Source organism: Methylobacterium planeticum (genome assembly GCF_008806345.1).
Lineage (GTDB): Bacteria > Pseudomonadota > Alphaproteobacteria > Rhizobiales > Beijerinckiaceae > Methylobacterium > Methylobacterium planeticum.
In genome coordinates this window covers 127794-150294 of sequence record NZ_VZZJ01000012.1, presented here as the reverse complement: position 1 = coordinate 150294, position 22501 = coordinate 127794, and the positions used below count along the sequence as shown (strand labels likewise).

The 22501-nt window shown below is 71.2% G+C and carries 16 protein-coding genes and 1 tRNA gene; 9 read left to right on the top strand and 8 right to left on the bottom strand.

Going from position 1 to position 22501, the window contains the following annotated elements; translation table 11 throughout:
- Nucleotides 1–828: 828 nt before the first annotated feature.
- Entirely contained in the window at nt 829–1479 is a 651-nt protein-coding gene (locus tag F6X51_RS15455) for a LuxR C-terminal-related transcriptional regulator (protein ID WP_150964568.1), read from the top strand.
- 72 nt (nt 1480–1551) lie between these two features.
- Nucleotides 1552–1995, top strand: coding sequence for a hypothetical protein (locus tag F6X51_RS15450; RefSeq protein ID WP_150964567.1), 444 nt, complete (start codon nt 1552–1554; stop codon nt 1993–1995).
- 6 nt (nt 1996–2001) lie between these two features.
- Here F6X51_RS15450 and F6X51_RS15445 read toward each other — a convergent pair whose 3' ends face one another.
- The 5 genes from F6X51_RS15445 to F6X51_RS15425 all read right to left on the bottom strand — a co-directional run bounded on the left by F6X51_RS15445 (nt 2002) and on the right by F6X51_RS15425 (nt 11191).
- Complete coding sequence (locus tag F6X51_RS15445; protein WP_150964566.1) at nt 2002–4251, bottom strand: CHASE2 domain-containing protein; 2250 nt, start codon at nt 4249–4251, stop codon at nt 2002–2004.
- Between the two features lie 34 nt (nt 4252–4285).
- Nucleotides 4286–9229 carry a VCBS domain-containing protein gene (locus F6X51_RS15440; protein ID WP_150964565.1) on the bottom strand — a complete coding sequence of 1648 codons (4944 nt, stop codon included), beginning with the start codon at nt 9227–9229 and terminating at the stop codon, nt 4286–4288.
- A 333-nt stretch (nt 9230–9562) separates the two neighbouring features.
- Complete coding sequence (locus F6X51_RS15435) at nt 9563–10279, bottom strand: LrgB family protein (protein ID WP_150964564.1); 717 nt, start codon at nt 10277–10279, stop codon at nt 9563–9565.
- Complete coding sequence (locus F6X51_RS15430; protein WP_150964563.1) at nt 10276–10695, bottom strand: CidA/LrgA family protein; 420 nt, start codon at nt 10693–10695, stop codon at nt 10276–10278. The genes F6X51_RS15435 and F6X51_RS15430 overlap by 4 nt, the downstream gene beginning before the upstream one ends.
- A 25-nt stretch (nt 10696–10720) precedes the next feature.
- Nucleotides 10721–11191 (bottom strand): tellurite resistance TerB family protein, encoded by a 471-nt coding sequence (locus F6X51_RS15425; RefSeq protein WP_150964562.1) that lies wholly within the window; start codon nt 11189–11191, stop codon nt 10721–10723.
- Nucleotides 11192–11442: 251 nt separating this feature from the next.
- Here F6X51_RS15425 and F6X51_RS15420 point away from each other — a divergent pair.
- Nucleotides 11443–11518: transfer RNA gene (locus tag F6X51_RS15420), tRNA-Thr, on the top strand.
- A 174-nt stretch (nt 11519–11692) separates the two neighbouring features.
- On the opposite strand, the gene F6X51_RS15415 is transcribed toward F6X51_RS15420, so the two are convergent.
- A complete protein-coding gene (locus F6X51_RS15415; RefSeq protein ID WP_150964561.1) occupies nt 11693–12307 on the bottom strand; it encodes a TetR/AcrR family transcriptional regulator in 615 nt (204 codons plus the stop codon).
- Nucleotides 12308–12395: 88 nt separating this feature from the next.
- Between F6X51_RS15415 and F6X51_RS15410 the strand changes: the two genes are divergently transcribed.
- Together F6X51_RS15410 and F6X51_RS15405 are read left to right on the top strand one after the other, a co-directional pair.
- Nucleotides 12396–13655, top strand: a complete 1260-nt coding sequence (locus F6X51_RS15410) for an efflux RND transporter periplasmic adaptor subunit (RefSeq protein ID WP_150964560.1) — start codon at nt 12396–12398, stop codon at nt 13653–13655.
- A 112-nt stretch (nt 13656–13767) separates the two neighbouring features.
- Nucleotides 13768–16962: an efflux RND transporter permease subunit gene (locus tag F6X51_RS15405; protein ID WP_150964559.1), complete on the top strand. Its 3195-nt coding sequence runs from the start codon at nt 13768–13770 to the stop codon at nt 16960–16962.
- Between the two features lie 159 nt (nt 16963–17121).
- Here the strand turns inward: F6X51_RS15405 and F6X51_RS15400 are convergent, their stop codons facing one another.
- Nucleotides 17122–18069 carry a LysR substrate-binding domain-containing protein gene (locus tag F6X51_RS15400; RefSeq protein WP_150964558.1) on the bottom strand — a complete coding sequence of 316 codons (948 nt, stop codon included), beginning with the start codon at nt 18067–18069 and terminating at the stop codon, nt 17122–17124.
- Nucleotides 18070–18169: 100 nt separating this feature from the next.
- Here F6X51_RS15400 and F6X51_RS15395 point away from each other — a divergent pair, with 100 nt between their 5' ends.
- The 4 genes from F6X51_RS15395 (at nt 18170) to F6X51_RS15380 (ending at nt 21990) form a co-directional block, all read left to right on the top strand.
- Nucleotides 18170–19351: an alanine racemase gene (locus F6X51_RS15395; protein ID WP_150964557.1), complete on the top strand. Its 1182-nt coding sequence runs from the start codon at nt 18170–18172 to the stop codon at nt 19349–19351.
- A 133-nt stretch (nt 19352–19484) separates the two neighbouring features.
- Entirely contained in the window at nt 19485–20159 is a 675-nt protein-coding gene (locus F6X51_RS15390) for an HAD-IA family hydrolase (protein ID WP_191970137.1), read from the top strand.
- A gap of 38 nt (nt 20160–20197) precedes the next feature.
- Nucleotides 20198–21271 carry a GlxA family transcriptional regulator gene (locus F6X51_RS15385; protein ID WP_150964555.1) on the top strand — a complete coding sequence of 358 codons (1074 nt, stop codon included), beginning with the start codon at nt 20198–20200 and terminating at the stop codon, nt 21269–21271.
- Nucleotides 21268–21990, top strand: a complete 723-nt coding sequence (locus F6X51_RS15380) for a DJ-1/PfpI family protein (protein WP_150964554.1) — start codon at nt 21268–21270, stop codon at nt 21988–21990. Before F6X51_RS15385 ends, F6X51_RS15380 begins: the two co-directional genes overlap by 4 nt.
- A gap of 34 nt (nt 21991–22024) precedes the next feature.
- Here the strand turns inward: F6X51_RS15380 and F6X51_RS15375 are convergent, their stop codons facing one another.
- Nucleotides 22025–22393 (bottom strand): PRC-barrel domain-containing protein, encoded by a 369-nt coding sequence (locus F6X51_RS15375; protein WP_150964553.1) that lies wholly within the window; start codon nt 22391–22393, stop codon nt 22025–22027.
- Between the last annotated feature and the right edge of the window lie 108 nt (nt 22394–22501).

The following is a 22501-nucleotide window of genomic DNA, read 5'->3' as shown; positions in this document are numbered from 1 at the left end:
ACCAGACCGCTCATCGCCGCAACGCCCAAAAACGCAACACGGCACGGGGCCAACGCCGCAGAGATCTCAGTGGATGGGCGGTCTCGCATCACAACGATCAATCCTCCGAGGCATTCGTGTTCTAAACGGTCCGGGCCACACCGATCCAGCGCAATCTACCGCGGACCCGTCCAGTCCCGATCAACGCGACAGAACTCTCTGTGGATCGTCCGATAGGGCATCGGGATGGCGACAATCAGGCCGCTATGCTTAACGGGCCACGAATAGAGGCGGCCAAGGCGAGACGCGGCCGGACGTTGTTGGCGACGGCGCTGGACTCCGCCGGCCTCTCTCATGCCTGTCGATCATTTGCAACGTGCAGTATCGTACGAACATTGGTCAAATATGCGCCTCATGCTCGATTTCTCTTGTCGGTTCGGCGGCGTAGCGATCGAGTACGGGCACGGCGCCGGCCGCTACGTCCCGGGTTGTACAGATCTGAGGTTGCAACAGGTGCGCGAGGTTGGGACATCGGCGTGCTCCCAGCGCCCGGTGTCGGATGACGTCCGATCGACCGGAGGCGAGCCAATGGCGCGCATTCCGATCGGAGCGCCAGATATCGCCCTTCGGCCGTCGCAGCCAGATCCGCAAAACAGCTTTCCAGGAAAGGGGTCCTTCTTGAGCACCAACCCGGTTAGGACAGAGTTCGTCGTTGACCTCCATGGATGAATGCCGAAACCGCCTTGCCCCGGCCGCCGGCGGACGGGCTCGACCACCGATGCCGCGGTCTTCGCCGTCGGCGGCGCGCCGCCGCGTGAGCGCGGCCGCCGCCGGACCCGGTGACGCCGCGTGAGCGCGGCCACGCCCCTCGCCCTTGTCGCCGACGGCGACGGCGTCGTCCGCACGGCGGTCGCCGGGTTGCTGACGCGGGAATGCGGCGTGGATCGAGTGATCGAGGCGGCCTCCCTCGACGAGGCCCTGATGCTCCTCGACGAGCATGCCGGGATCCGCTTCGCCGCGTTCGACCTCGCCATCCCGGGCATCGGCACGCCGCTCAACCTCCGCAGCGTCCGCGAGGTGTTTCCCGATATCCGGATCGCCGTGACCGGCGGCAACGGCCGGCGCGACGAGATCTTCCAGGCGCTCCAGGCCAGCCTGCACGGCTACCTGCCGAGGGCGTTCGGCCCCTCCGAGGTCGCGGCCGCGTTCCGGCATGTTCTGGCGGGGGGCGTGTTCGTGCCGCCGAGCCTCGCCGACCTTCCGCTCCCCTCCGAGGCCGCGGCGAGCTTCGAGCCGAGCCGGGCGATCAGCGCCGGGGTCCGCCTCACTCCCCGCCAGCAGGACGTTCTCCGGCTGATCCGCTCGGGCAAGTCGAACAAGGAGATCGCCCGGACCCTCGGGCTCACCGAGAACACCGTCAAGGTGCATGCCAACGCCCTCTACCGGGCGCTCGGGGTCCGCGACCGGACCGGCGCGGCGCAGCGCGCCGACCTGCCCTGATCCCGGGCCACACTTGCGGCGTGCCCGGAGCGGCGTAAACTTTCGATTCTCATCCGGCAGCGAGGGACCCCGATGCGCGTCGAGGCTTGGTTCGTCCCCGCGGAAGCCGCCGCGGCCCGGCCCCTCGCGGGCGCTCTGCCCCGGCGCGGCATCCTAATCCTCGTTAGCCTCCTGGCCGTCGCGGGTGCCGCCACGTTGGGGCAGCCGGCCGAGGCCGAGCCGGACCTGCTGCGCCTCCTGCGCTTCATGGCCCTGCTGAAGGGTGTGTTCGCGCTCGCGGCCCTCGCGGCCTGCTTCTGGCGGTTCGGGCGCCCGGTCGCGGGCTGGCGCAGCGTCGTCTACGCCCTCGCCCCAGCCCTGATGGCGGGCGGTGCCGTCGCGCTCTGGCGCGTCGTCTCGCCTGCGCCCGCGAGCCTCGCCCTGCATCTCGGAGGTCTCGCCCTGCTCGCCACGGCGCTGACGGACCCGGACTTCATCCCCTGGCCGCGCCGGTCCAAAGGCCGCCGGTCATCCTGATCGGGTTCACTTCGTCTCGGCGACGTGGACGCCGTCCCACCCGTCCGGGGGCGGCGCGGCGGTAAAGCGTGCGATCCGCTCGTCGTAGAGGTCGTAGAGGCCCGCGAGATCGAAGCCGGCGGCGCGCGCGCGGCAGGCGTCGAGGCATTCGCTCGCCCCGGCCCAATCCCGGCCGCGATAGGCGGCGAGCATCGCCCCGTGAGCCTCCGCGAGGGATCGGAAGTCCGGCGCGGCGCGCGTCGCGTCGTCGCCGAGGAGCGTCGAGATGACTTCCGCGTCCCGCTTGCCCTTCACCCGGATGCGGTCGAGTTCGAGCAGGGCGAAGCGCTCCGCCACGGCGGCGGCGGCAGTCGCCCCGAGGATGATCCGGACGCCGTAGGTCTTCGTCTGCCCCTCGAGGCGCGAGGCGAGATTCACCGGGTCTCCGAGCACCGAATAGTCGAAGCGCAGGTCCGAGCCCATGTTGCCGACGACGCAGCGGCCGGTGTTGATGCCGAGCCCGATCTCGATCGGCAGGACCGGGTGGCCACCGGCCTCCGCCTCCTCGCGGCGCCGGGCGTTGAGGGCCGCCATGCGGGCGAGCATCGCCAGCGCCGCCGCGCAGGCATTGGCCTCCTGGTCGGGATCGTCGAGGGGCGCGTTCCAGAATGCCATGATGGCGTCGCCCATGTACTTGTCGATGGTGCCGCGCCGCTCGATGATCGCGTCGGTGAGCGGCGTCAGGAAGCGGTTCATCAGGGCGGTGAGCCCGGGCGGATCGTTGCGGTAGAATTCCGCGATGCCGGTGAAGCCGCGGACGTCGCTGAACATGATGGTGAGGCGCCGCTCCTCGCCGCCGAGCTTCAGCCGCTCCGGCGAGGCCGCGAGCTGCTCGACGAGGGCCGGCGAGAGATACTGCCCGAAGGCCGAGCGGATCCGCTGCCGGCCCATCTGCTCGCGGGTGTAGTTGGTGAAGACCAGGACCGCGTAGACGCTGAGGCTCGCCGCGAGGGGAAAGGTCGGGTCGAGCAGGATGCCGAGCTCGGTGAAGCGGAACCACGCGATCGCGACGATCGAGGCCGCCACCACGGCGCCCAGCAGCAGGAGCCAGCCCGCCCCGAGCACCGGCGCCAGGGCGATGATCCCGAGGCTGACGGCGATCGCGAGCCCGAGCTCGATGACGATCGCGGAGTTCGGATAGGATAGCGTCGCCCGGGTGAGCACGCTCTCGAGAACCTGCGCTTGGATCTCGACCCCCGGCATGGTCCGGTCGACCGGGGTGGTCTTGTTGTCGAGGAGCCCGATCGCCGACGTGCCGATGAGCACGATCTTGCCCGCGAAACGCTCGGGCGCGAGGGAGCCGTCGAGGACGGATTTCGCCGGGACGAAGCGGGCCGGGTCGTGGTGTTGGAAATGCAGCCAGATCGAGCCGCCCGCATCGGTCGGCACCTCGAAGCCGGGGAGCGCCACGGCGTTGACGCCGGCCGCGTCGCTGCGCACCACGATGGTGCCGCTGCCCGTCAGCACCCGCAGGATCTCGAGGGCGAGGGAGGGCACCATCCGGCTCTCCGCCACCATGACGAGGGGCACGCGCCGGACGATGCCGTCGCGCTCCGGCACGATGGTGAAGAGGCCGCGTCCGGCCGCCGCGGCCTCGAGGACCGGCAGGTTGCGCAGGAGCCCGGGAAAATGCGCCAGATAGGGCGCGGGATCGGGCCCGAGGCTGGCAAAGCCGGTCTCGGGCAGCGCAGTGTCGTTGTCGGTCGCCTGCGCCAGGGCCGTCTGGCCGAGGACGACCCGCGCGCCGGCCACCGCCTCGGCCAGGATCGTGTCGTTGCTGGGAAGCGCCGCGAGCGCCGCGCGGGTCGCCGCGTCGAGGCCCGGGATGCTCGGTGCGACGAGGCTCGGCGAGAGCCGGTCGGGCTCGGGGAAGACCACGTCGAAGGCGATGGTGGCCGCGCCCGCCTCGGCCAGGCGGCGCACGAGGTCGGCGACGCGGGTGCGGGCCCAGGGCCACTGGCCATGGGTCCGGATGCTGTCCTCGTCGATATCCACGATCACGACGGGGCGCGGGCCGGGTGCGCGCGGCTGCAGCACCTGAAAGGCGTCGAAGGTGCGCAGGCGCAGGATCTCCACCGGCGCCGGGTCCCACAGGCGCAGCAGGAGGAGCAGGCCGAGGACCGTGAGGGCGAGCAGCCGGTCGAGGCCGATCCGTGTCCGGCGGGCGGCGCGCCGGCGGGCCGGACGCGGGCCGGCCCGAGAAGACCGGAACCTCACGGCCGGACCCGTGCGAGGCGCGCCGTCACGGCGGCTAGACCGGGTGGGGGATGGCGAGGTGGTCCAAGTGGTTCGACCAGATCACGGAGATCGCCGCCGCCGGCGCGCCGGCGAGGTCGAGATGCGCGACGGTGATGAACCCGGCCTCCGACCGCACCGACAGGGCGTAGCAGCCGGCGCCGTCCGGCGTCAGGTGCAGGGCATCTTCGATCCGCTCCGACCCGGCGAGAACGAAGCCCGTGAGATCGATCGCATCCTTGGCAGGATCGAAATCGGTGACCCGGTGGGTCGTCGGCCCGGCGCCCGGCATGGCCGAGAAGACGAAGACGTCGTGCCCCTCGCCGCCGGTCAGGACGCTGGCACCATTCAGCCCGGGGATCAGGATGTCGTCGCCCACCGTTCCGATGAGAGCGGAACCCGGGCGGGTCTCCACGGCGACCCGGGCCGCGTTGCTCGCCGGGTGGTCGGCGTCGAGCGCCTGATAGCTGAAGCTCGTGCTCCCGTCCGCGGCGGTGACGATGCTGACCGTATGGCCCGAGGGATCGAGGCTGGCACGACCCTGACCGCCCGCCGCGACGGCGCCGACATGCGATGGGCCGAACGCGCCGAGATCGTTGAAGAGGAACGCGTCGGCCGGGACGGAGACGGCATCGCCCGCGCCGCGGGCCGCGATCACGGTCTCGCCCCTGGCGACGTCGGTGAGCGCGACCGCTCCCGCCGCATCGTGCGGCGTCAGCGCGGCCGACGCTGAACCGGTCCCGGCGGCGTCCGCATGGGAGACGACGCGGCCCGCGTCGATGTCGGCCTCGGTGAGGTGCGTCGACGCCGCGGTGTTTTCGAGGCCCGGGAGGGTGACGTGACCGGGCGTCCCCGCGGCGACCGGATAGGTCGGGGCGCCGTCGTCGGGGTCGGGGGCCGCGCGTGCCGCCCGGGTGACGATCACGCTCCCGCCCGCGGCGGTGCTCCCCTGCGTGCCGCCGCCGAAGTCCGGGCCGTCATTCGGACCGGCGATCGACACCGCGACGGTCGCGGGCGCCGAGGCGGCGGTGTCGTCCCGGATGACCACATCGTAGACGAGGGACAGGGTGTCGCCGGCTCCGAGAAACGCGAGGTCGCCCTTCGGCAGGGAGAGCGCCCAGGTCGCACTGCCGGTCCCTCCCGCATCCGCCGTCACCTGCGCCGAGAAGGCGTCCCCCAGGCGTGCGGCGAGGCCCGTGGGAAGCGGACCGGCCTCGCTGCCGTCCGCCTTGAGCCAGTGGAGCGAACCCGGCGCGATGCCGGTCGAGACCGCGTGAACGTCGCCCGGGTCGGCATCCGAGAAACCGATCGTCCCGGTACCCTGAAGGTTGCCGCCGGGACCGACCTGCCCGTTCCGCACCTCGAACACGTAGAGGCCGGGCAGGCCCGTGTTGCCGGGCGTGGCGGGCAGGGCCAGCATGGCGGCGCTGCTGCCGGATTGGGGCAATTCGTACGAGCCGGTCTCGCCCCCGGCCGAGTAGCCCGCCCGCGCGTGCAGCCCGTTGCTGTAATCGCCGAGGGTCCAGTTCACGGCCTCGTAGCGGTAGACGATGTCGAAATTGCCGTGGCCGAGGTCGATGAGCTGGAGCTGGAAGGCGTTCAGCTTGTCGGTGTGGCTCGCGAAGTAGCCGACATCGTCCCACGTCACCGTCAGGACACCGTTCGCCGGGTCCTTGTCGATGTGGACGAGGTTCGTGCCCTTGGAATGTCCGCCCGGGGTCGCGGAATCCGGAGCACCCGGGCTCGTATCCACGTCCGCCCAGAACGGCGCGATGATCGGGCTCGTCGAGGCGCCGCCGATGCTGCTCGGCCGGAAGGCGCCGAGCGGCCCGTCGAAGGTGATGTTGCCGTTGTTGTTGACGTAGAGCGCCGTGTAGCTGCGGTCGAAGATGTTGAGCCCCTGCGCCCCGAACATGTCCCGGATGTCGATGGCGCCGGTGGATCCGTCGTCGTTGGCGGGCAGGACCGCCTCGCCGAAGCCGGCGCCGCCGCCGAGGCCGTCGACGAGGTTGTTGCCGGTCGTCAGATAGCTCGCGGCCACCGACGTCAGCGGCTTGCCGGAGGGGGCCGCCGTGAGGTTCAGGCTCGCGTGACCCCCGCTCGTGACCACCGGAGCGGCGCCCCCCGTGACCGAGAGGGTGATCGTCGCGAGGTTCGAATCGAGGCTGCCGTCGCTGGCGCGATAGGTGAAGCTGTCGGTCCCGAGGAAGCCCGCTTCGGGGGTGTAGCAATAGGCGCCGTCCGCCCCCAGGCTGAGGTGGCCATGGGCGGGACCGGTGACGGCCGCGAAGCTCAGCGAACCGGAATCGACGTCGCTCGCCACGAGGGTCCCGGCGACGGGCCGGCCCGCCCGCAGGGCGACGCTCGCGTCCTCGGCGACGGGCGCATCGTTGGTCCCCACCAGCGCGATGGTGACCGGGCGCGTCGCGACGCCGCCCTGTCCGTCCGCGAGGGTGACCGCGTAGGTGACCGAAACCCGCTCGCCGCCCCGGAGACCGTCGAGGGCCGCGTCGGCGATCTGGAAGGCGAAGGCGACCCTGCCGGCGCCATCTTGCTCGGTGACGCTCGCCGTCAGGGCGCCCGCCAGCGCTCCTGCCAGATCCGCCGGAACCGCCGCGCCCGCCCGCGCGATGACGGGTGCGCCGACCGCGACCGTGTGGGCATCGTGCCGGTCGGGATCCGAGAAGGCGAGGCTGCCGGACAGGCTCACCGTCACCGCCGAGCCCGTGCGCCCGGCCGCCTCGGTCAGCGTGGCGCCTTGGCCCGCGTCGAGCACCGGGGCGTCGTTGCGCCCCTCGATCGTGACGACGAGATCGCCCCCGGCGGTGCCGTCGAGGGACGCGATGCCGAGGCGATCCTGCACGCGCTCGCCCGCCCCGAGGGCCTGGACCTCCGGCGACGCATTCGCCAGGGCGTAGGACCAATGCCCCGTCAGCGGATCGAAGCGAAAGCTGCCGTATCGTCCGGCGAGGCTCGCCGGCGCGGCGAAGCGCGCGTCCCCGGCATCGGGATCCGTGAGCGTCACCGACCCGCTCGCGACCGCGACCCCGTCCTCCTGCACCGATCCGGTGAGGGTGCCGGTCATCACGGCCGGGGTGTTGCCGCCGACGAGGACGAGCCGCGCGGTCTGGGCGACGCTGCCGCCGTGACCATCGGTGACGGTGTAGGCCAGGATCACGGGATCGGCGGCGCCGGGCGCCCGGGCGCCGGCCTCGTAGGCGAACCGGCCGCCGCCGAGATCCACGAGCGTGCCGCCCCCGCTCCGGATCGCCAGGCCCGACACCGCGAGCGCGTCGCCGTCGACATCGCCCGCGCCGCCCAGGAGCTCCGCCACCGTGATGGTCCGGGCGGTCCGGCCCGGCGCGGACCCGAGATCGACCGCGCCGGCCACCGTCGGCAGGTCGTTCACCCCAGCCACATCCACCGTCAGGGTCGCCACCGCCGCGACGCCGCCCTCGCCCTCGACCCGGTAGCTGAAGGCATCGAAGCCGTGCACGCCCTCGGCCAGGGCGGCGGCCCGGTCGGCGCGGTACAGGTAGGTCCCGTCCGCGTGGAGGGTGAGCGTGCCGTAGCGGCCCGGCAGCACGATGGCCCCGTCGGTGAGCGGCAGGCCCTCGGCCGCCGCGTCGGCCCCCGCATGCGCGGCCACGATCCGCATGTTGACCGCGGTCGATCCGGGCGCGGCGACGAGGACGCCCTGTCCGGCATTCGAGGCCAGCAGCGCGGCGTCCTGCTGCACGGCGACGTTCTGGGGCAGGAGCACGAGGTTCGGCTGGTCCGGCTCCGCGCCCCGCGGGGCGACCGGTGGCTCCGGCCTCTGCGAGGGGATCAGGCCGCCGGGTCCGGAGGGCTGCGTCCCGTGGTTGCCCGGAAGCGGCGGCCCCTCGCCGGCGCCCGGCGGGGGCGCGCCGGAGTTGTTCGGGCCCGAGCCCTGCTGCGGGCTGACATCCGGCGGGACGATGTCCGGCGGGGTGCTGGAGCCGCCGCCGGGGCCCTGCGGCACGGGGAGGCGCGGGACCTCCGACAGGGTCTGGAAGATGCTCTGGACGAGGCCCGCCTCGAACTGGATCTCGACGGGCGTCTTCGACACCGTCTCGAAGGCCACCTGCTGCGGACCGGCCGGGCGGACCAGGAAGGCCTGGACGGGGTCGGACACCGTGAAGAGCAGGCGGCCCGAACCCTCGCGGTCGAAGACCTCGAAGCGACCGGTATGCCCGTCGGGCTCGGTCATCACCGAGAAGCGCGTCGTTCCGTTGTCCGCATCGATCTGGACGTGCACGGCCGTGCCGCGGATGCCCATGGTGGCCACCGGCGTGCCGACCTTCATGTCGCCGGTCTTGGCGACCTGCCCGGCCACGAAGGTGATCGAGCCCTGCACGAGGTTGAACAGCGCGGTGTTGCCGGTGCCCTCCGGCTTGTAGACCATCTCGTTGAGCACCATCCGGGCGCTGGCCGAGAGGTTGAACAGGGTGCCGTCGAGGAAGGCGATCGCCAGCGAGCCGCCGCGGTCGGTCTGGACGACGTCGCCCTTGTAGACGAGGTCGCCGACCTGCACCGCGATGGTGACGCCGTTGCGCACCAGGCTCGCGCTGCCGCCGACCTTCTGGACCCGGCCGATCGCCGCGATGGCGTCGGAGACCGGGTTCGCACCGGCCTGCGCGTAGATCTCGGTCGCGCCCGGACCGCTCAGGCCCTCGATCGCCGCATCGGACAGGGAGGCGCCGTTCGGAGCCACGAGCTTCGGGCGGTGGGCGAGGCTGAAGTAATCATGCACGACGAGGCGCTGCCCGTCGTGGCTGACCACGAGGTCGGCGCCGGCGCGCGCGTAGTGCCCGTGGAACAGCAGGCCCGGATCCTCGAGCCGGATCGTGCCGCCCTCGCTCGCGCGGACCTCCCGGACGGTCTCGAAGCCGAAGCCCGGCTCGAACCAGGACGGTCCGATCTCGTCGATCCTCTTCACGATGACTGCACCAAACCCGTCCTCACGCGTCGTGCGCGACCCGTTCGAGCGCTATCGTACGAAGCGACCTGTGTAGATGCGCGCGCTTACAGTCAAAGCCGCGTCGATCCGGGCCCGCATGCTGGCCTTCGTCGCAGTCCGGGCTGCGAACGACAGTCTTCACGCGCGCCCGACCCGCCGCTGAATTGAACCGGCCGGCGCCTCGCGGGGCATTTCTGAGCAAAAACGCGTCGGCCACAAGTGCGTCGAGAACACAGCCCGAGCATCAGCACCGCGCCCGCAGCGCGTGCGCTCGGCTACCGCGCAGCACCGTACCGAGATCCGGGACGCCGTTCAGCGCAGGAAGCCGAGCGCGATCGGCACGAGGATCGCGGTTAGGAAGGCGTTGAGCCCCATCGCGATCCCCGCGAAGGTGCCGGCGACCTCGCTGACCTGGAAGGCGCGGGCGGTGCCGACGCCGTGGGCCGCGAGCCCCGCCGCGAAGCCGCGGGCCCGCATGTCCCGCACCCGCAGCAGGTTCATCATCGGGGTGACCAGGATCGCCCCGGTGACGCCGGTGATCATCACCAGAACCGCCGTCAGGGTCGGGTCGCCGCCGAGCGCTTCGGAGACGCCCATGGCGACGCCGGACGTGACGGATTTCGGGCTCAACGATACGATCACGCCGCGCGGCACCCCGAGGAGGCTGGCGAGCCCGATCGCGGAGCCGAGCGCCACGCCGCAGCCGATCGCCAGGGCGGCGAGCATCGGCATGAGGGCGCGCATCACCGTGGCCCGGTGCTCGTAGAGGGGCAGGGCCAGCACCACCGTGGCGGGCCCGAGCAGGAAGTGCACGAATTGCGCGCCCTGGAAGTAGGTGGCGTAGGGTGTGCCCGTCAGGGCCAGCACGGCGCCGGCCAGCACGATCGCGATGAGCACCGGGTTCGCGATCGGGTGCCGACCCGTGGCGGCCGCGATCCGGTCGGCGATCAGGTAGGCCGCGAGGGTGACGGTCAGCCACAGAAGCGGCGTGCGCGAGAGATAGACCCAGACCGCGAACTCGCCGCTCATCGCGCCCGCTCCGGCGGCGCCTCCGGGGGAGCGGGCGGTACGATCAGGCGCTGCACCGCCAGGAAGGTCAGGACCGTGGCGAGGAGCGCGGCCGCCGTCGAGACCACGAGCACCAGGGCGAGCTTCGCCCCCTGCGCCTCCAGCACGTCGAGGCGCCCGACGATGCCGGCGCCCGCCGGCACGAACATCAGCGAGAGGTTGGCGAGGAGCCCCTTGCCGGTGCGCTCCAGCGTGCCGTCCGTCAAGGGCGGCGGCAGCAGCCGCGGCACCAGGCGCGGGCCGCGGTCGCGCAGGACCAGGAAGCCGAGCATCAAGGCCATGCCGATGACCGGGCCGGGCACCGGCAATCCACTCGAGCGCGCGATCCCCTCGCCGAGGAGCTGCGCGAGCAGGATCAGGGTGAGGCTCGCGATCACGCGCGGCAGCTCCTGCGGCCCGGCTTCACTTGGTTGGCACCCGGCCGGCGAGCCCCTCGCCGCGCGCGCCCGCGATGGCGCCGTCGTCGAAGCCCAGAAGCTTGCCGAGGCGCCAGACCAAGGCCTCCTCGAACTCGTCGACGGCGCCGTCCGCGCCCGCCACCGACCACGCCATGGCGAGGAGCCGGCGGCGCTCGGGCCCGTCGGCGTCGCGCCCGATCATCTCGACGAGCATGGCGACGTCGCGCGTCTCCGCATCGAAGGAGGAGGCCCGCGCGATCAGCGCATCGGCCGCCTCCGCGGTCGCGGCGTAGCGCCCCCGCACCACCCGCGCCAGCCGCTCGGTCTCGGCCGGAGCCAGGACGCCGTCCGCCCGGGCGACGTGCACGAGGAGCGCGGTGGCGGCAAGATGCTCGTCATCCTCCACCGCCTCCGTTGGCGGCGCGATGCCGAACGCATCGGCGGCATAGGCCCGGAGGCGAGCGATCAGCGACATGAGGGCCTTTCCGACAAGGCCCACACCCTTCTGCCCCCCTCGCCTCCCGTCAAGCAGCCGTCCAGCCCGGGCTCGTCATCGCGGCCCGCCGTGGCACGCCTGCATCGGATCGCGGGATCGAACGCGCGAGCGCTGCCGCTTGCCCGCCGGCCTTGCCATCACGCCTTGCCTTCACGCCTTGCCAACTCGGACCCGGCCGGATATGAGCCTGACCCGAACGATCCGCCGCGCTGAACCGCCGTCGCGATCGCGCCGCAATAGCTCAGCTGGTAGAGCACCTCATTCGTAATGAGGGGGTCGGGGGTTCGAATCCCTCTTGCGGCACCATAATTTCCTCAGCTTCAACAATGACATAGCCGCTTACCGGCTGAGGTGGGCGCAACGCGTGTCCGTGCCGCGGAAGCCTTGGTGGCGCAGGGTTCGCGCGTGCGCCTGCGGGTCTCAGCGCGCAGCCCCAATCCGACGCAGCCACTCGCTCGCGCACGGAAACGCTCTTCGATCTCACAGCATCGCGCCGCCCCTCTCACGGTGTCCCGGGAATGCGCTGAGTGAGACGCGCGCGACCTCCCGCAGGGCGTCGCGGTTGGCGCCGGATGAGGCCAGGACTCCCATGCCGGAGGCGACCGTCGAGAGGAAGCGCGCGAGCGCTGCCGGGTCGGCGTCGTCCGTGAGATCGCCATCCTGCTTGGCCTGGATGAACCGCTCCCGGAGTTCCGTCTCCGTTTGGGCGCGGCGGGACGCCAGCTCGAAGGGGATGTTCTCCGAGCCCGCCCCACAGGCGAGCCCCCCTTGCACGAGCAGGCAGCCCGGGGGATTGGCCGGATCCGTGTGGCTCTCGGCGATGCTGCTCAGGAAGCGCTCGGCCACGGCGCGCGCGCTCGGGCCGGCGAGCACGTAGCGCATGTGCTCGGAGCGCCTCTGCGCGTAGCGGTCGAGGGCGGCCTTGAGGAGGCCTTCCTTGCTGCCGAAGGCCGCGTACAGGCTCGGCGCCTTGATGCCCATCGCCTTCGTCAGCATGGCGAGGCTGGCGCCGTCGTAGCCGTGGCGCCAGAACACCTCCATCGCCTCGTCGAGGGCCATGTCCGCGTCGAAGGACCGAGGCCGCCCCATCACCATTGTCTGCTGGCTCCAACTTTTGTATCGAGTGGTAGATAAGTCTCTTGACGCCCGGCGTCCATGCCGACATGTGTAGCGAACTCTACAGATGTCGGAGTTCGTCGTGAACCCTCAGCCTGACATGTCCCTAGGCCGTTTTCTCGTCCGGCGCAGCGCCGGGGCCGGCCTCGCGCTCGTATTGTTGGCGGGCGCATCCTACCAGCTCGTGTCGGCATCGATGCCGCGCGGGTCGGAGGCCGTCGCCGCACCGGCGCCGGCCGAATCGGCGATGCCCGCCGCGGTCGCGGCCGTCGAGCCCCGCGAAATCATCCTGTGGGACGAGTTCTCGGGTCGCCTGGAGGCGGTCGATCGCATCGACGTGCGGGCGCGCGTCGGCGGCGCGATCCAGGCGACGCACTTTGCCGAGGGCGAGCTGGTCAAGGCCGGGGACCTTCTGGTGAGCATCGACCCCGCGCCCTACGCGGCCGAGGTCCAGCGCCTGGACGCGCAGGTGGCCGGCGCCGAGGCCCGCGTCGCCCTGACATCGAGCGACCTCGAACGCGGGCAGAGGCTGTCGGACCAGCGCATCGTCACGGCGCGCGACCTCGACGTGCGCGCCAACGCCTTCAAGGAGGCGAAAGCGAGCCTGGACGCCGCGAAGGCGGCGCTCGAGGCGGCACGCCTGAACCTCGGCTATACGGAGGTGCGGGCCGCAGTCGGTGGCCGCGTCGGACGCCGCGAGATCACGCCGGGCAACCTCGTCGCCACGGGAGCCGGCGCCGCCGTGCTGACCACCCTCGTGTCGGTCGATCCCGTCTACGCCAGCTTCGACGCGGACGAGACCGTCATCCTGAAGGCGCTTGCATCGATCGCCGAACCGTTGGGCGGGCGCGGCAAGCTCGACCGCATCCCGGTCGAGATGGTGACGGCCGACGGGGCCCGCGCCAAGGGGCACCTCCAGTTCATCGACAACAAGGTCGATGCGCGCAGCGGCACGGTCCGCGTCCGCGCGACCTTCGCCAATCGCGACGGCCGTCTGATTCCCGGCCAGTTCGCTCGCATGCGGCTCGGCCAGGCTGCGCCCGAGACGCTCCTGCTCGTGGACGAGCGGGCCGTCGGCACCGACCAGGACAAGAAGTTCGTTCTCGTGGTGGGCGCGGACGGCCGGGCCGAGTTCCGTGCGGTGCATCTCGGCAGGGCCGTCGACGGCCTGCGCGTGGTGACCTCCGGACTGTCCGGCGGCGAGCGCATCGTGGTCAACGGGCTCCAGCGCATCCGTCCCGGCACCCTGGTGCGTCCCGAGCCCGTCGCCATGGGTGCGCGGCCGCAGGACACCGCCTCCGGGACCCGCAAGCTCGCGCAGCGCTGACGGCCACCCCGCCCCTCCCGTTTATCGTTCCCGCCCCCCGAAGCGCCGATCGCGGCGGCCGTCCGTCGGTCGGCCCGGCCCCCTTCGGCCTCTCTCGCCCCCGGAGGGCGACATGAACCTCTCGAAATTCTTCATCGACCGCCCGATCTTCGCGGGCGTGCTCTCGGTGCTGATCTTCATCCTGGGCCTGATCTCGCTCTTCGCGATGCCGATCTCCGAGTACCCGGACGTGGTGCCGCCTTCGGTCGTCGTCCGGGCGACCTTCCCGGGCGCCAACCCCAAGGTCATCGTCGAGACGGTGGCGACGCCGATCGAGGAGCAGATCAACGGCGTCGAGGGCATGCTCTACATGTCGAGCCAGGCCACCACGGACGGCATCATGACGCTGACCGTGACGTTCCGGCTCGGCACCGACCCCGACAAAGCCCAGCAGCTCGTGCAGAACCGCGTGTCGCAGGCCGAGCCGCGCCTGCCGGCGGTCGTGCGCCAGCTCGGCATCGTCACGGTGAAGAGCTCCCCCGACCTGACCATGGTCGTTCACCTCGTGTCGCCGAACGGCCGCTACGACATGACGTACCTGCGCAACTACGCGGTGCTGAACATCAAGGACCGGTTGGCCCGCCTCGACGGCGTCGGACAGGTGCAGCTCTTCGGCTCCGGCGACTACGCGATGCGCATCTGGCTCGACCCGCAGAAGGTTGCGGAGCACGGCCTCTCCGCCGGCGACGTCGTGCGCGAGATCCAGGCCCAGAACGTGGAGGCGGCGGCCGGCGTCATCGGCTCGTCGCCGGCGGTTCCCGGCCTCGACCTGCAGCTGTCGCTCAATGCCGAGGGGCGCCTGAACAGCGAGGAGCAGTTCGGCGACATCGTGGTCAAGACGGGGGCGGACGGCGAGATCACCCGGCTGCGCGACCTCGCGCGGATCGAGCTCGGGGCCTCGGATTACGCTTTGCGCTCGCTCCTCGACAACAAGTCGGCCGTCGCGATCCCGATCTCCCAGTCGCCCGGCTCGAACGCCATCCAGATCTCGGACGAGGTCCGCCGGACCATGGCGGAGATCAAGCAGACCATGCCCGAGGGGGTCGATTACCAGATCGTCTACGACCCGACGCAGTTCGTGCGCGCCTCCATCGAGGCGGTCATCCACACGCTTTTGGAGGCCATCGCCCTCGTGGTCCTCGTGGTGATCCTGTTCCTGCAGACATGGCGGGCCTCGATCATTCCCCTTCTGGCCGTGCCGGTCTCCATCGTCGGCACCTTCGCGGTGATGCATGCCTTCGGGTTCTCGATCAACGCGCTGAGCCTGTTCGGCCTCGTGCTCGCCATCGGCATCGTGGTCGACGACGCCATCGTGGTGGTCGAGAACGTCGAGCGAAACATCGAGAGCGGGCTCTCGCCACGCGAGGCGAGCTACCAGGCCATGCGCGAGGTCTCGGGCCCGATCATCGCCATCGCGCTCGTCCTCGTCGCGGTGTTCGTGCCGCTGGCCTTCATCAGCGGCCTGACGGGCCAGTTCTACAAGCAGTTCGCCCTGACCATCGCGATCTCGACGGTGATTTCGGCCATCAACTCGCTGACCCTGTCCCCGGCGCTCTCGGCGCTCCTCCTCAAGGACCACCACGCCCCCAAGGACCGGCTCACCCGCATCCTCGATACGCTGCTCGGATGGTTCTTCCGCCGCTTCAACCGGGCCTTCGGGCAGGCGTCGAGCGGCTACGGGCGCGGCGTCGGCTTCGTCGTCTCGCGCAAGGCGACGATGATGGTACTCTACGTCGTGCTCGTCGGGCTGACCGCGTTGCTGTTTCGCCAGATCCCCGGCGGCTTCGTGCCGGGCCAGGACAAGCAGTACCTCGTCGGCTTCGCGCAGCTTCCCGACGGAGCGACCCTCGACCGGACCGAGGAGGTGATCCGCCGCATGAGCGAGATCGCCCTGAAGGAACCCGGCGTCGAGAGCGCGGTCGCCTTCCCGGGCCTGTCCATCAACGGCTTCACCAACAGCTCGAATTCCGGAATCGTCTTCTCGACCCTGAAGCCCTTCGAGGAGCGCAGGTCCCCCGCGCTCAACGGGGCCGCCATCGCGCAGTCGCTCAACAGGAAGTACGCCGCGATCCCCGAGGCGTTCATCGCGATGTTCCCGCCGCCGCCCGTCAACGGCCTCGGCACCATCGGGGGCTTCAAGCTCCAGATCGAGGATCGGGCGGGCCTCGGCTACGAGGCGCTGAACGAGGCCACCAAGGCCTTCATGGCCAAGGCCGCGCAGGCACCGGAACTCGCCGGGCTGTTCTCGAGCTTCCAGATGAACGTGCCGCAGCTCTTCGCCGACCTCGACCGGACGAAGGCGCGCCAGCTCCGGATCCCGGTGACGGACGTGTTCGATACGCTGCAGATCTATCTCGGTTCGCTCTACGTCAACGACTTCAACAAGTTCGGCCGCACCTACTCGGTCCGGGTCCAGGCCGACGCGCCCTTCCGCGCGCGCTCGGACGACGTCGGGCTGCTCAAGGTCCGGGCCGGCTCCGGGGAGATGGTGCCGCTCTCGGCCCTGCTCCGCGTGCGGCAGAGCGCGGGCCCGGAGCGGGCCATGCGCTACAACGGGTTCCTGTCCGCCGACATCAATGCGGGCGCGGCCCCCGGCTACTCCTCGGGCCAGGCCCAGGCCGCGGCGACGCGCATCGCGGCCGACACCCTGCCGCGCGGCTTCGCGTTCGAGTGGACGGATCTGACCTACCAGGAATTCATCGCCGGCAATTCCGGGATCTGGGTCTTCCCGCTGGCCCTGCTGCTGGTCTTCCTCGTCCTGGCTGCACAATACGAGAGCCTCGCCCTGCCGCTGGCGATCCTCCTGATCGTCCCGATGGGCCTGCTTGCCGCCATGTTCGGCGTCTGGCTGTCGGCGGGCGACAACAACGTGTTCACGCAGATCGGCCTCATCGTCCTCGTCGGATTGTCGGCCAAGAACGCCATCCTGATCGTCGAATTCGCCCGCGAGCTGGAATTCACCGGCCGCACCCCGCTCCAGGCAGCGATCGAGGCGAGCCGCCTGCGCCTGCGCCCGATCCTGATGACGTCGATGGCCTTCATCATGGGCGTCCTGCCCCTCGTGACCGCGACCGGGGCCGGCTCGGAGATGCGCAGCGCCATGGGCGTCGCTGTGTTCTCCGGCATGATCGGAGTGACCGCCTTCGGGCTCTTCCTGACGCCGGTGTTCTACGTGCTGCTGCGCGGCTTGAGCGGCAACCGGCCGCTGAAGCAGCATGGCGACAACGCTCCGGTCATTCACCGGGACCGCGTCACGGAAGCCGCCTGACCGCTGCCGGGCCGGTCGCGGCGCAGCAGGGTCCGACCCGGGCCCGCCGCTGCATCCGCTCCCATGGTGCTGTCCGTGGCGGTTGAAGGAGCCGGTGGGCGCCTTCCGGAAACGCGCGTCGAGGGGAATCGGACAGGTCCGGCGGACGAGCCTCGATCCTCACGGCTCGGCAGGATCCGTGCCCGAGCCCTCGGTCAGATGCCATGGCGTCGGCGTCAGCGCGCCTCTCAGTGCTTCCAGAAACCGTTGCGTCCTCGCAGCCCGGGCCCGCGGCCCCGCGCCGAGCAGGGCCACCACCGGTGCCGCGGGCAGGCTGTAGCCTGGCAGCAGTCGGATCAGGCGTCCGGCATTGATATCGTCCGCGACGTCCCACTCGGAGCGCACAATCACGCCGAGACCGGCGAGCGCCCAGCCGCGTGCGACCTCACCGTCGTTGCTGGCCAGCTCCGGCTCGATCCGGACGCGTTCCTCCGCGTGCCTGCCGGAGCGGAAGCGCCAGAGTGCGACATCCTCGTCATTCTCCCGCAGGGCGATGCAGGTGTGGGCGCGCAGGTCGCTCGGCGCACGTGGAGCGTCGCGCCCGCCCAGATATGTGGGCGCCGCGCAGACCACGCGCGCGTTCGGCGCGAGGGTCCGCAGCGTCAGGCTCGACGTCAGGTCCCGGGTCTCGCCAACATGGATAGCGAGATCCCAGGCCTCGGACGGCATCCGCCCGAGCCGGTCCGAGAGCTGCAGGTCGATCCTGACCTGCGGGTGCCGGGCCCGGAATGACGCGACCACCGGTGCCACGTAGCGGCGTCCGAAGCCCAGCGGCGCCACGATCCGCAGATGTCCGGTGACCTCCCCGCGGCGCGCCGCGAGAGCGTCGTCGAGGTCGCCGAAGGCGTCGAGGAGGCGGCGGCCGCGCTCGGCCAACAGCGCGCCCTCGTCGGTCAGAGTGAGGCCGCGCCCGGAGCGGTCGACGAGGTGGATTCCGAGACGTCGTTCCAGGGCCCGCAACCGTTGGGTCACGGCGGGCGGCGAGACGTTCAGGTCGCGCGCCGCCGCCGCGAGGGAGTGCGCGGAGGCGATTGCGGCGAAGAAGCGAAGGTCGTCCGTGTCGAGCATTAAGCCCACGGTTAATTCAAGATGCAGTCACCGTTTATAGCGCGGCAGGCCGTGCCTGTGGTTCCCTTTGCTCCGAGTTGAGACGATGGAGCGCGCGGACATGTCCGGAACCGAACCCGAAGCCGCGCCGCGATCGCCGGAGCGCGCGTCGTCCCTCCTGGGCCTGCCGACGCCCTGCCTGCTGCTCGATGAGGGGCGGCTGCGGGCGAACCTCGCGCGGATGCGGCATCATCTCGACGGACTCGGCGTCGCCTTCCGGCCCCACCTGAAGACCGCGAAGTCGATCGACGTCGCCCGCCTCGCGATGACCGGACCCTCCGGTCCGGCGACGGTCTCGACCCTGCGCGAGGCCGAATCCTTCGCCGAGGCCGGCGTGCGCGACCTGACCTACGCCGTCGGGATCGCACCGGGAAAGCTCGACCGGGTCGGGGCGATCCGTCGACGCTGGCAGGCCGACCTCTCCGTGATCCTCGACTCGGTCGAGCAGGCGCGGGCGGTCGCCGCCTGGAGCCGGGCGAGCGGCGACCCGTTGCCCGTCCTCATCGAGGTCGACGCCGACGGGCACCGCTCCGGGGTTAGTCCGGGCGATGCGGCGCATCTCCTGGCCATCGGTCGCAGCGTCGGCGAGGGCGCCGCCCTGCGTGGGGTCCTGCTGCACTCGGGGGACAGCTACGGCCTGAACGATCCGGAGGCGCTCGCGGGGGCAGCGGAGGCGGAGCGCGCGGCGGCGGTGGCGGCCGCCGCGATCCTGCGCGAGGCCGGGCTCCCGTGCCCGGTGGTGAGTGTCGGATCGACGCCGAGTGCGCGCTATGCGCGAAGCCTCACCGGCGTGACCGAGGTGCGGGCCGGGGTATTCATGTTCGGCGACCTGTTCCAGGCGGGCGTCGGCTCCTGCACCGTGGACGACATCGCGCTGAGCGTGCTCGCCACCGTGATCGGCCGCCGCCGCGACAAGGGATGGATCATCACCGATGCCGGCTGGATGGCCCTCTCCCGCGACCGCGGCACGGCCCGGCAGGCGGTCGACCAGGGCTACGGCGTGGTCTGCGACGGGTCCGGGGACTTCTACGACGATCTGATCGTCATCGAGGCCAACCAGGAGCACGGCATCCTCGCCGTACGGGCGGGCTCGGGAGCAGCCCTGCCCGACCTGCCGATCGGCGCGCAGGTGCGGATCCTGCCAAACCATGCCTGCGCCACGGGCGCCCAGCACGACCGCTATCACGTGATCGGGGCGGACGGCCGCGTCGGCGCCGTCTGGCCGCGCATCAACGGCTGGTAGCGCCCGCTATTGCTTGGGTTGACGACCGCGCCGGTGATCCCTGCCCCGCACCGGTACCGGTCTCCGCCGTCGAGGCGGCGCACGGGTTCCGCGACGGATCGCGTCCCCTGCTTCAGAACGGAGCATGCACACGATGACTTCCCGCCGTTACGACGCCGTCCTGTTCGATCTCCTGACCGCCCTGCTCGACAGCTGGTCGCTCTGGAACGCCGTCGCCGGCGGCCCGGAAGCCGGCCGCCGCTGGCGAGCGGAGTACCTGAGGATCACCTACTGCACCGGCGGGTACCGGCCCTACGAGGATCTCGTCGCCGAGGCCGCGGCATCCGTCGGCCTGCCGCCCGCATCGGCGACCGAACTGGAGGAGCGCTACGGCGAACTCCGGCCATGGCCGGGCGTGACGCAGGTCCTGCAAGCGCTCGCCGCCCGATCGGTGCCGCTCGGCGTCGTGACGAACTGCTCGGAGCGGCTCGGACGGATCGCCGCCGGGTGCGTCGGGGTCGAGTTCGGGGCGGTGGTCACGGCCGAGCGGGCCGGGTTCTACAAGCCCGATCCGCGCCCCTACCAGCTCGGCCTGGAGGAACTCGGTGTCGACGCCTCGCGCTGCCTGTTCGTCGCGGGCTCGTCCTACGACCTCGTCGGGACGGCCAAGGTGGGACTGGCGACGTATTGGCACGACCGCGTCGGGATGCCCGCGCCGGAGAGCGCGCCGGTTCCGCTGGCGCATGAACCGACCTTGGACCTGCTTCCCGCTTTCGTCGAAGGGGCCGACGGGCCGGCCTCGCCGTGGCAGAAAACGAGGGAACATTGACATAGCGACACGCCGAGACGGATGCGAGGATCCGGCTCATGGACAGACCCTGCAACGCAACCGCACCCGTTCCGCCTCGCCGGGTCCTGATCCTGGGAGCCGCTCCGAGCCAACTCCTCGACATCGCCGGTCCCGCCGAGATCCTGGCCCAGGCCGGGCATCTCCGGGCGTGCGAGAGGGGAACGGAAGCTCACGCACGGCTGCCCCTCTATGCGGTCTCCTGCCTGATCGTTCCCGAGCCCGGCTCACCCGCCACATCGGCCGGCCTCGCGGTTCAGTCGACCGTCACGGAGGTGGAGGCGCTCGCCTGGACGGATCTCGATACGTTGATCGTCGTCGGCGGCGAGGGCGCGCGGCGCCGCTGCACCGAGGACGCGATCCGGACGCTGGCCCAGCGCTTGGCCGCACATGCGCGCCGCGTCGTCGGCGTGTGCACCGGCGCCTTCATCCTCGCTGAGGCCGGTTGCCTGCGCGGGCGCAAGGTCACGACGCATTGGCGCTGGTGCGACGCGCTGCGCCGGCTCCACCCCGACCTCGCGGTCGATCCCGAGCCGATCTACGTCCGCGACGGCGATGTCTGGACCTCGGCCGGCATCACGGCCGGGATGGACCTGACCCTTGCCCTGGTGGAGGCCGACTACGGGCACGCGCTCGCGCTCGCCGTCGCGCGCGAACTGGTGATGTTCCTGCGCCGTCCCGGCGGCCAGAAGCAGTTCAGCACCGTGCTCTCGGCTCAGACGAGCCTGTCGGTGCGCCTCGCGGACCTGATCGCCTGGATGGGCGAGAACCTGCACCGTCCGCTCCCGGTCGAGGCCCTGGCCGCGCGCGCCGGGCTCAGCCCGCGCCAGTTCGCCCGTGCTTTCCGGGCCGAGACCGGCGTCACCCCCGCGCGGATGCTGGAACGCCTGCGCGTCGAGTCCGCGCGGCGCATGCTGGAAACCGATCGAGCCGGCGTCTCGGCAGTCGCTGCGCGCTGCGGCTTCCAGGCCGACGAGACGATGCGGCGCGCCTTCCTGCGCCACCTCGGCGTCCCGCCGGGGAGCTACCGCAACACGTTCCGCACGCGGCATCCATCGGGTGCCCCCACACCACAGAAGGTTCTGCACGCATGATCGACCCGGATCGCCACCTCCAGATCGGCTCGCTGCTGTTCGAAGGCCTCGACCAGATCGACCTCACCGGCCCCTTCGAGGTGCTCTCCCGCATCCCGAACTCCACCTACAGGATCTACGCCAAGGACCGGGAGCCGGTTCGCGATGTCAACGGCCTGCGCCTCGTCGCCGACGCGGTCCTGAGCGAGGCGCCCAAGCTCGACGTGCTGCACGTGCCGGGGGGCTACGGCCAGGAGGCCCTGATGGAGGACGAACCGGTCCTCGACTGGATCCGGGCCCAGGCCGACGGGGCGCTGTGCGTGTTCCCGGTCTGCACCGGAGCCCTGATCTGTGGGGCCGCGGGCCTGCTCGTCGGCAAGCGGGCGACGAGCCACTGGAGCGCACACCACCTGCTCCACCATTTCGGCGCGATTCCGGTCTATGCGCGCGTCGTCGAGGACGGAAACCTGATCTGCGCCGCCGGCGTCACCGCCGGGATCGACGGGGCGCTCACGGTCGCGGCGCGGCTGCGGGGCATCGAGGCGGCGCAGCTGATCCAGTTGTACATGGCCTACGCCCCGGAGCCGCCCTTCGACGCCGGCACCCCCGAGCGCGCGCCGGCCCCGGTGCTCGCCCGGGCGCGGGCGGCGGCCTCCACGATCACGGCGCAGCGCGAGGCCACCGCGCGGCGGATCGCGGCGCGCCTCGGCCTGCCCCCGTCGAGCGCCGCACCGGATTGACGCCGGTCGTCCGAGGCCCGGCACGCCGTGACCCTTAGGGCATGGGCTCCGTATAGAACTCGCGGAGCTGCTGTCGCTCGTGTCCGGAGAGGAGCGTCGTATCGCTCAGCGAGAATTCCGGCGCCATGCGCAACCGCTCCTCCGTGATGCCGGTCTGGTAGCCGTGGAGCGCCGTGTCGTAGTGCAGCTGTTCCCAGGGGATCGTGTGAACCTCGGAACCGACTCCGAGGAAGCCACCGAACGTGGTGACGGCGTAGGCGACGTGGCCGCTCACCTTCTCGATCACCAGCCGCTTGATGGTGCCGATGCGCTTCCCGTTCACGTCGAAGACAGCGGTGCCTTCGATGTGATCGCTCTCGATGAGCGGGTGGCTGAGAGCTGATGACGTCTCGATCGTTGCCATAGCTCGTTTCCTCCGTTTCCCGATTCAACGGGATCCCGGATTAGCCGGTTCCGAAAGGGCCAGCCTGTCGAGCCTCGCGTCGCCGACAATTCAATCGAATAAAAAGTC

Coding starts and splice junctions, on each gene's coding strand:
- F6X51_RS15405 (WP_150964559.1), top strand. CDS start 13,768: ATGAACCTCTCGAAATTCTTCATCGACCGCCCGATCTTCGCGGGCGTG.
- F6X51_RS15380 (WP_150964554.1), top strand. CDS start 21,268: ATGATCGACCCGGATCGCCACCTCCAGATCGGCTCGCTGCTGTTCGAA.
- F6X51_RS15435 (WP_150964564.1), bottom strand. CDS start 10,279: ATGAGCGGCGAGTTCGCGGTCTGGGTCTATCTCTCGCGCACGCCGCTT.
- F6X51_RS15375 (WP_150964553.1), bottom strand. CDS start 22,393: ATGGCAACGATCGAGACGTCATCAGCTCTCAGCCACCCGCTCATCGAG.
- F6X51_RS15425 (WP_150964562.1), bottom strand. CDS start 11,191: ATGTCGCTGATCGCTCGCCTCCGGGCCTATGCCGCCGATGCGTTCGGC.
- F6X51_RS15390 (WP_191970137.1), top strand. CDS start 19,485: ATGACTTCCCGCCGTTACGACGCCGTCCTGTTCGATCTCCTGACCGCC.
- F6X51_RS15450 (WP_150964567.1), top strand. CDS start 1,552: ATGCGCGTCGAGGCTTGGTTCGTCCCCGCGGAAGCCGCCGCGGCCCGG.
- F6X51_RS15410 (WP_150964560.1), top strand. CDS start 12,396: ATGTCGGAGTTCGTCGTGAACCCTCAGCCTGACATGTCCCTAGGCCGT.
- F6X51_RS15415 (WP_150964561.1), bottom strand. CDS start 12,307: ATGGTGATGGGGCGGCCTCGGTCCTTCGACGCGGACATGGCCCTCGAC.
- F6X51_RS15385 (WP_150964555.1), top strand. CDS start 20,198: ATGGACAGACCCTGCAACGCAACCGCACCCGTTCCGCCTCGCCGGGTC.
- F6X51_RS15400 (WP_150964558.1), bottom strand. CDS start 18,069: ATGCTCGACACGGACGACCTTCGCTTCTTCGCCGCAATCGCCTCCGCG.
- F6X51_RS15395 (WP_150964557.1), top strand. CDS start 18,170: ATGTCCGGAACCGAACCCGAAGCCGCGCCGCGATCGCCGGAGCGCGCG.